The sequence below is a fragment of the Streptomyces sp. KLMMK genome (genome assembly GCF_036961605.1).
In the GTDB taxonomy this organism is placed as follows: domain Bacteria; phylum Actinomycetota; class Actinomycetes; order Streptomycetales; family Streptomycetaceae; genus Streptomyces; species Streptomyces telluris.
This window is the reverse complement of the sequence record NZ_JBAMDC010000429.1, coordinates 1-5221: the sequence shown is the minus strand read 5'-3', so window position 1 is coordinate 5221 and position 5221 is coordinate 1. Positions and strand designations below refer to the sequence as shown.

The window sequence follows — 5221 nt, the reverse complement described above, 5'->3', positions numbered from 1 at the left end:
GCGCCGCCCCGGCGACCACGGGCGTGACGAGCAGCAGGAACTTCTCACCGGGCCCGGCCCCGGGCACCGCCCCGCCGCCCGTCGGCAGGAACAGCACGATCACCGGCCACATACCGCGGACGGACAGCCCCAGGTGCCCGCAGACCGCCGCCAGCAGCAGGTTGCGCCGGGCCACGTGCCGCCCGCCCCGGGCCCAGAAGCCCGGGTCGTCGGCGTCCCACTGCTCCGCCCAAGGGCGGGACGGCGCCGCTCGGTTCGACATCTCTCCTCACCCCCGGCCCTTGCTGCACGGGCCTTCGCCCCGTCAGACAGTCCGTCAGGCAGTCCGTCAGGCAGTCCGCTCGGCGGCTGCTCGTTCGACGATGTCCTTGATGCGGGACAGCGAAGCGTCCACGTCGTCGGCGAGTTTGCGGTTCCACTCGGTGGTGAACCGCCGCCGCCCGTCCGGGCCCAGCTGCCGGAAGATCTTCGCGAGCCCTTCGGTGGGCCGGCCGAGCCGGTAGTGGTGGACGAGCAGGCAGCCGTCCCCGGCGGCCTCGAACTCGTACGTCCAGGTGCTGTCCTGGCGGCGGCCGGCACTGTCGCGGACGACCCACTGGAACAGGCGCCCGGGCTCGGCGGCCACGACTTCGGACTCGGTGGTCCAGGGGCCGCGGACGATCGGCGCCCAGGGCACGACGTCCGCTCCGCGGCGGTTCTCGCCGCGGAAGACGGCGCCGACCGTGCGCGGAGTCCCGGACACCCACCGGCCGCCGGTGCACTCGCGGCTCCACTCGCCGCTGCGGGCGAGATCGCTGACCGTGTCGTAGAGGGTGTACGGCGCGGCCGCGACGAGGATGCGGGCCCGCACCCGGAGGATCGCGCCGGCGGTGGCGCCGACGGCACCGGCATCGGCCTCGACGGCGTCGGTGGTCGGGGGAGTCATAGGTTCCAGGGTGCGCGGGCCCGCGAGCCCCGGGCAATGGCGGCCCGATGGATGCGTCAGGTCCCGGACACTCCGTACGGTTCTCCGTGGAGCCGGTCCTCAGATCGTCAAGAGCAGCCGCCGCCCGCGAAGTTCACCGTCCTCCATGCGGCGGTGCGCCTCGGCGGCGGCCGCGAGCGGCAGTCGTTCGACGGCCCGCGCCCGGAGCCGCCCCGTGGCGGCCAGCCGCCCCACGACCCCCGCCGCCTCGGCGAGCTCGGCGGTGGACGCGTGGGAGATCGCGAACCCCACCACCGCCCCGCCCTTCTGGTACAGCGGCCCCACGGGGAGTACGGGCCGGGCGGCGACGCCTGCCAGCAGCACGATCCGGCCGCGCGGGGCGAGCAGCGGTACGGCGGCGTCCAGGTCGTGCCCGCCGTGGGTGGCGACGTGCACGTCGACGCCGCGGGGCGCGGCCGCCGCGAGGCGCCCGGCCAGCCCGGGGCCGGCGTAGTCGAGGACCTCGTCGGCGCCGAGCGAGCGCACGTACTCCGCGTCGCGCGCCGCGGCCGTGGCCACGACCCGGGCGCCCGCCCACCCGGCCAGCACCACCAGCGCGCTGCCCACGTTCCCGGCGGCCCCGCCGACGAACACGGTCCTGCCGGCCCGCAGCCCCCCGTGGGTGAACAGCGCGAGGTAGGCCGTGACGGCCGGGTGGGCGACCGCGACGACGTCCTCGGGCCGCGCCCCGGCCGGCAGCGGGTAGAGCCGGTCGGCGGGGACGACGGCCCGTTCGGCGGCGGCTCCCTGCCGGCCGCAGTGCCCCAGGCTGTTGCACCACACCGGGTCGCCGGGCGCGAACCCGGGTGCGCCCGGCCCGGCCTCGGCGACCGTCCCCACCAGGTCCCGGCCGATCACGAAGGGGAAGGGCAGCGCCGTCCGGAAGCGCCCCGAGCGGACGAGGGTGTCGACGGGGTTGACGGTCGTGGCGGCGACGTCGACCAGGACGTCCGTGGGGCCCGGCCCGGGGCGCGGGGCGGGGAGCTCGCCGACCACGATCCCCTCCGGCGGGCCGAGCCGATCGATGTAGGCGGCGCGCATGCCGCCCACTGTCGCACGGCGCGGTCGGCGGCGAACGGGGCCGGGGGAGGGCGGCTGACGATATGTCACCTCGTGCCGCCTCGGCGGCGGGGACCTGACGGACCCCGCACCCGCACATTGACCCTGTCGTCCGCCGACGGCCAGATGAGATCAGAGGAAAACCGTGCGGAGACCGCCGCACCACAGCCGTTCGTACGGCAACCGTTCGCGCACCGCCGCACCGCCGCACCGCCGTGCATCCCCGCCCCGGGAGTCCCCTCAGAACGGAGGAGCATACGCATGAGCAGCAGCAGTCGTATCGAGGTCGGCATCGTCGGTGCCGGCCCACGGGGGCTGTCCGTGCTGGAGCGGCTGTGCGCCAACGAGCGCGCCGCGCCCTCGCACTCCGCGGTGACCGTGCACGTCGTCGACCCCTCCGCGCCCGGCGCGGGCACGGTGTGGCGCACCGATCAGTCCCCCCACCTGCTGATGAACACCGTGGCCTCGCAGATCACCGTGTACACGGACGACAGCGCCCGGATCGAGGGCCCCGTCGAGCCCGGGCCCAGCCTGTACGAGTGGGCGCGCGGCATCGCCGCCGACGGGGACGACGGGGACGACGGGGCCGGCGGGGACAGAGGGGCCAGCGGCGTCAGCGGAGTCAGCAGCGTCAGCGGAGCCGGCGGAGCCAGTGAGGACAACGGGCGGTACGACGCCGCCACCCTCTCCGAGGCCCGCGCCCTGGGCCCGGACGCCTACCCCACCCGCGCCTTCTACGGCCGCTACCTCCACGACAGCTTCCGGCGGATCGCCGCCCGCGCCCCCGTACACGTGACCGTCGAGGTCCACCGTTCGCGCGCGGTCGCCATGGCCGACATCGAGGGCATCACCGGCGGCCCGCAGGGCATCCGCCTGGAGGACGGCACGCGCCTCAACCGGCTCGACGCCGTCGTCATGGCGCTGGGGCACGTGCCCGCCCAGCTGTCCGCCCGGGAGGCCCGTACGGCGTCGCTGGCCCGCATCCACCACCTCGACTACGTCACGCCCGTCAACCCCGCCGACCTCGACCTCGACCTCGGGCGCATCGCGCCCGGGCAGCCCGTCCTGCTGCGCGGCCTGGGCCTGAACTTCTTCGACTACATGGCCCTGTTCACCGCCGGGCGCGGCGGCGCGTTCGTCCGCGAGGGCGGCCGGGTCGTCTACCGCCCGTCCGGCGCGGAGCCGCGGCTGTACGCCTTCTCCCGGCGCGGCGTCCCGTACCACGCGCGCGGCGAGAACGAGAAGGGCGCCCACGGCCGCCACCGGCCCCGGCTGCTCACCGCCCGCTACATCGCCGGCCTGCGCGAGCGCGCCGGGCGCGGGGGCCCCGTGCGCTTCGGCACCGACCTGTGGCCGCTGATCGCCGGCGAGGTGGAGAGCGTCTACTACGGCACGCTGCTGGAGCGGCTCAGCCGGGCGGGCGAACGGGAGGATTTCACGGAGCGCTACCTGGCGCTGGAGAAGGACGACGAGCGCGCCGAGCTCCTCGATGCCTTCCGCATCGCCCCCGCCGACCGCTGGGACTGGCAGCGGCTCGCCAGACCGTACGGCGACCGCACGTTCACCGGCCGCGCCGACTTCCACGCCTGGCTCCTGGACTACCTGCGCGCGGACGTGCGGGCCGCCCGCGAGGGCAATGTCAGCGGGCCCCTGAAGGCGGCCCTGGACGTCCTGCGCGACCTGCGCAACGAGATCCGGCTCGCCGTCGACCACGGCGGCCTCGAGGGCGACTCCCACCGGGACGACCTCGAAGGCTGGTACACCCCCCTCAACGCCTTCCTCTCCATCGGCCCGCCCGCCTCCCGCATCGAGGAGATGGCCGCCCTCATCGAGGCCGGCGTCCTGGTCGTCACCGGCCCCGGCACCGTCGTCCGCCTGGAGGTCGCCGGCCCCGGCGGCCCCGCCTTCGCCGCCGGCTGCCCGGCCGTGCCCGGGCCGCCCGTCCGCTCCCGCGTGCTCATCGAGGCCCGGCTGCCCGAACCGGACCTGCGCCGCACCGCCGACCCGCTCCTGCGCCACCTCCTGAACACCGATCAGATCACCACCTACCGCATCCCCACGGCCACCGGCGCGGGCTACGAGACCGGCGGACTGGCCGTCACCGAGCGCCCGTACCACGTCCTCGACGGCCGCGGCCGGCCCCACCCGCGCCGCTTCGCCTACGGGGTGCCCACGGAGTCCGTGCACTGGGTGACGGCGGCGGGCATCCGGCCGGGCGTCGACTCGGTGACCCTGGGCGACGCGGACGCCATCGCCCGCGCGGTCCTGTCCCTCCCCCCGGTGGCCCACGTCCCCCCGGCCCTCCGGCCCCCGGCCCCGGACGCGGCCCCGGAAGGAGTGATCGTATGACCGGCGGCGGAGGGAACACGGGCCCTCGTGAACGCGAAACGGCCCGGGCGGCGCCGGCCGAGGCATCGCCCGCCCCCACGACCCCGCCGCCCTGCCCCGCAACCCCCGCGTCGGAGCCCGGCGGTGCCGCATCCGTCTCCGTGTCCGCCGGGACCGGTCCGGTGCCGCCGGGCGGCGCGGAACCGGTCGTCGACGCCGGGCTCCTCTCGCCCGTCCGCGCCGGCACGCCCGCCGAGGAGGCCACCGCCGATACCGCCTGGCTGCAGGCCATGCTCGACGCCGAGGCCGCCCTCGCCCGGGCGCAGGCCCGTCTCGGGGTCGTGCCCGCCCCGGCCGCGGAGGCCGTCACCCGGTGCGCGCGGGCCGGGCGGCTCGACGTGCGGGCCCTGGCCCTGGCGGCCCGTGAGACGGCCAACCCCGTCGTCGGCCTCGTCCAGGCGCTCACCCGTCTCGTCGCCGCCGACACCCCCGGGGCCGCCGCCTACGTGCACCGCGGTTCCACCAGCCAGGACATCCTCGACACCGGCGCCATGCTGGTCGCGGACCGCACCCTGCGCACCGTCCGCGCCGACCTGACCCGTACCGCCGAGGCGCTGGCCGTCCTCGCGGCCCGGCACCGGGACACCGTCATGGCGGGCCGCACGCTCACCCTGCACGCCGTGCCCACCACCTTCGGGCTGAAGGCGGCCGGCTGGCGGCAGCTCGTCCTCGACGCGGAGGCCCGGCTCGGCCGGGTGCACGAGAGCCTGCCGGTCTCGCTGGGCGGCGCGGCGGGCACGCTCGCCGGCTACCTGGAGTACGCCCGGCTCGACGGCGTCGCGGGCACCGGCGACGGCAGCTACGCGGAGC

The 5221-nt window shown here is 76.7% G+C and carries 4 protein-coding genes and 1 pseudogene; 2 read left to right on the top strand and 3 right to left on the bottom strand.

Annotated features, from left to right (window positions below; all coding sequences use genetic code 11):
• The 3 genes and pseudogenes from V7793_RS32920 to V7793_RS32910 all read right to left on the bottom strand — a co-directional run.
• Window positions 1-262, bottom strand: a pseudogene (locus V7793_RS32920) (MFS transporter); the annotation flags it as partial.
• 66 nt (window positions 263-328) lie between these two features.
• On the bottom strand, window positions 329-925 hold the full coding sequence (locus V7793_RS32915) for an SRPBCC family protein (protein WP_336013376.1): 597 nt from the start codon (window positions 923-925) through the stop codon (window positions 329-331).
• A gap of 99 nt (window positions 926-1024) precedes the next feature.
• Window positions 1025-2005, bottom strand: a complete 981-nt coding sequence (locus V7793_RS32910) for an NADPH:quinone reductase (protein ID WP_336013375.1) — start codon at window positions 2003-2005, stop codon at window positions 1025-1027.
• A gap of 279 nt (window positions 2006-2284) precedes the next feature.
• Between V7793_RS32910 and V7793_RS32905 the strand changes: the two genes are divergently transcribed.
• Together V7793_RS32905 and V7793_RS32900 are read left to right on the top strand one after the other, a co-directional pair.
• Window positions 2285-4372 (top strand): FAD/NAD(P)-binding protein, encoded by a 2088-nt coding sequence (locus tag V7793_RS32905; protein WP_336013374.1) that lies wholly within the window; start codon window positions 2285-2287, stop codon window positions 4370-4372.
• A partial coding sequence (locus tag V7793_RS32900; protein ID WP_443058044.1) for a lyase family protein occupies window positions 4369-5221 on the top strand: 853 nt, incomplete at its 3' end. The genes V7793_RS32905 and V7793_RS32900, both read left to right, overlap by 4 nt.

Excerpts from the sequence above, each read along its gene's own strand:
- V7793_RS32915 (WP_336013376.1), bottom strand. The coding sequence starts at position 925 with ATGACTCCCCCGACCACCGACGCCGTCGAGGCCGATGCCGGTGCCGTC.
- V7793_RS32905 (WP_336013374.1), top strand. The coding sequence starts at position 2,285 with ATGAGCAGCAGCAGTCGTATCGAGGTCGGCATCGTCGGTGCCGGCCCA.
- V7793_RS32910 (WP_336013375.1), bottom strand. The coding sequence starts at position 2,005 with ATGCGCGCCGCCTACATCGATCGGCTCGGCCCGCCGGAGGGGATCGTG.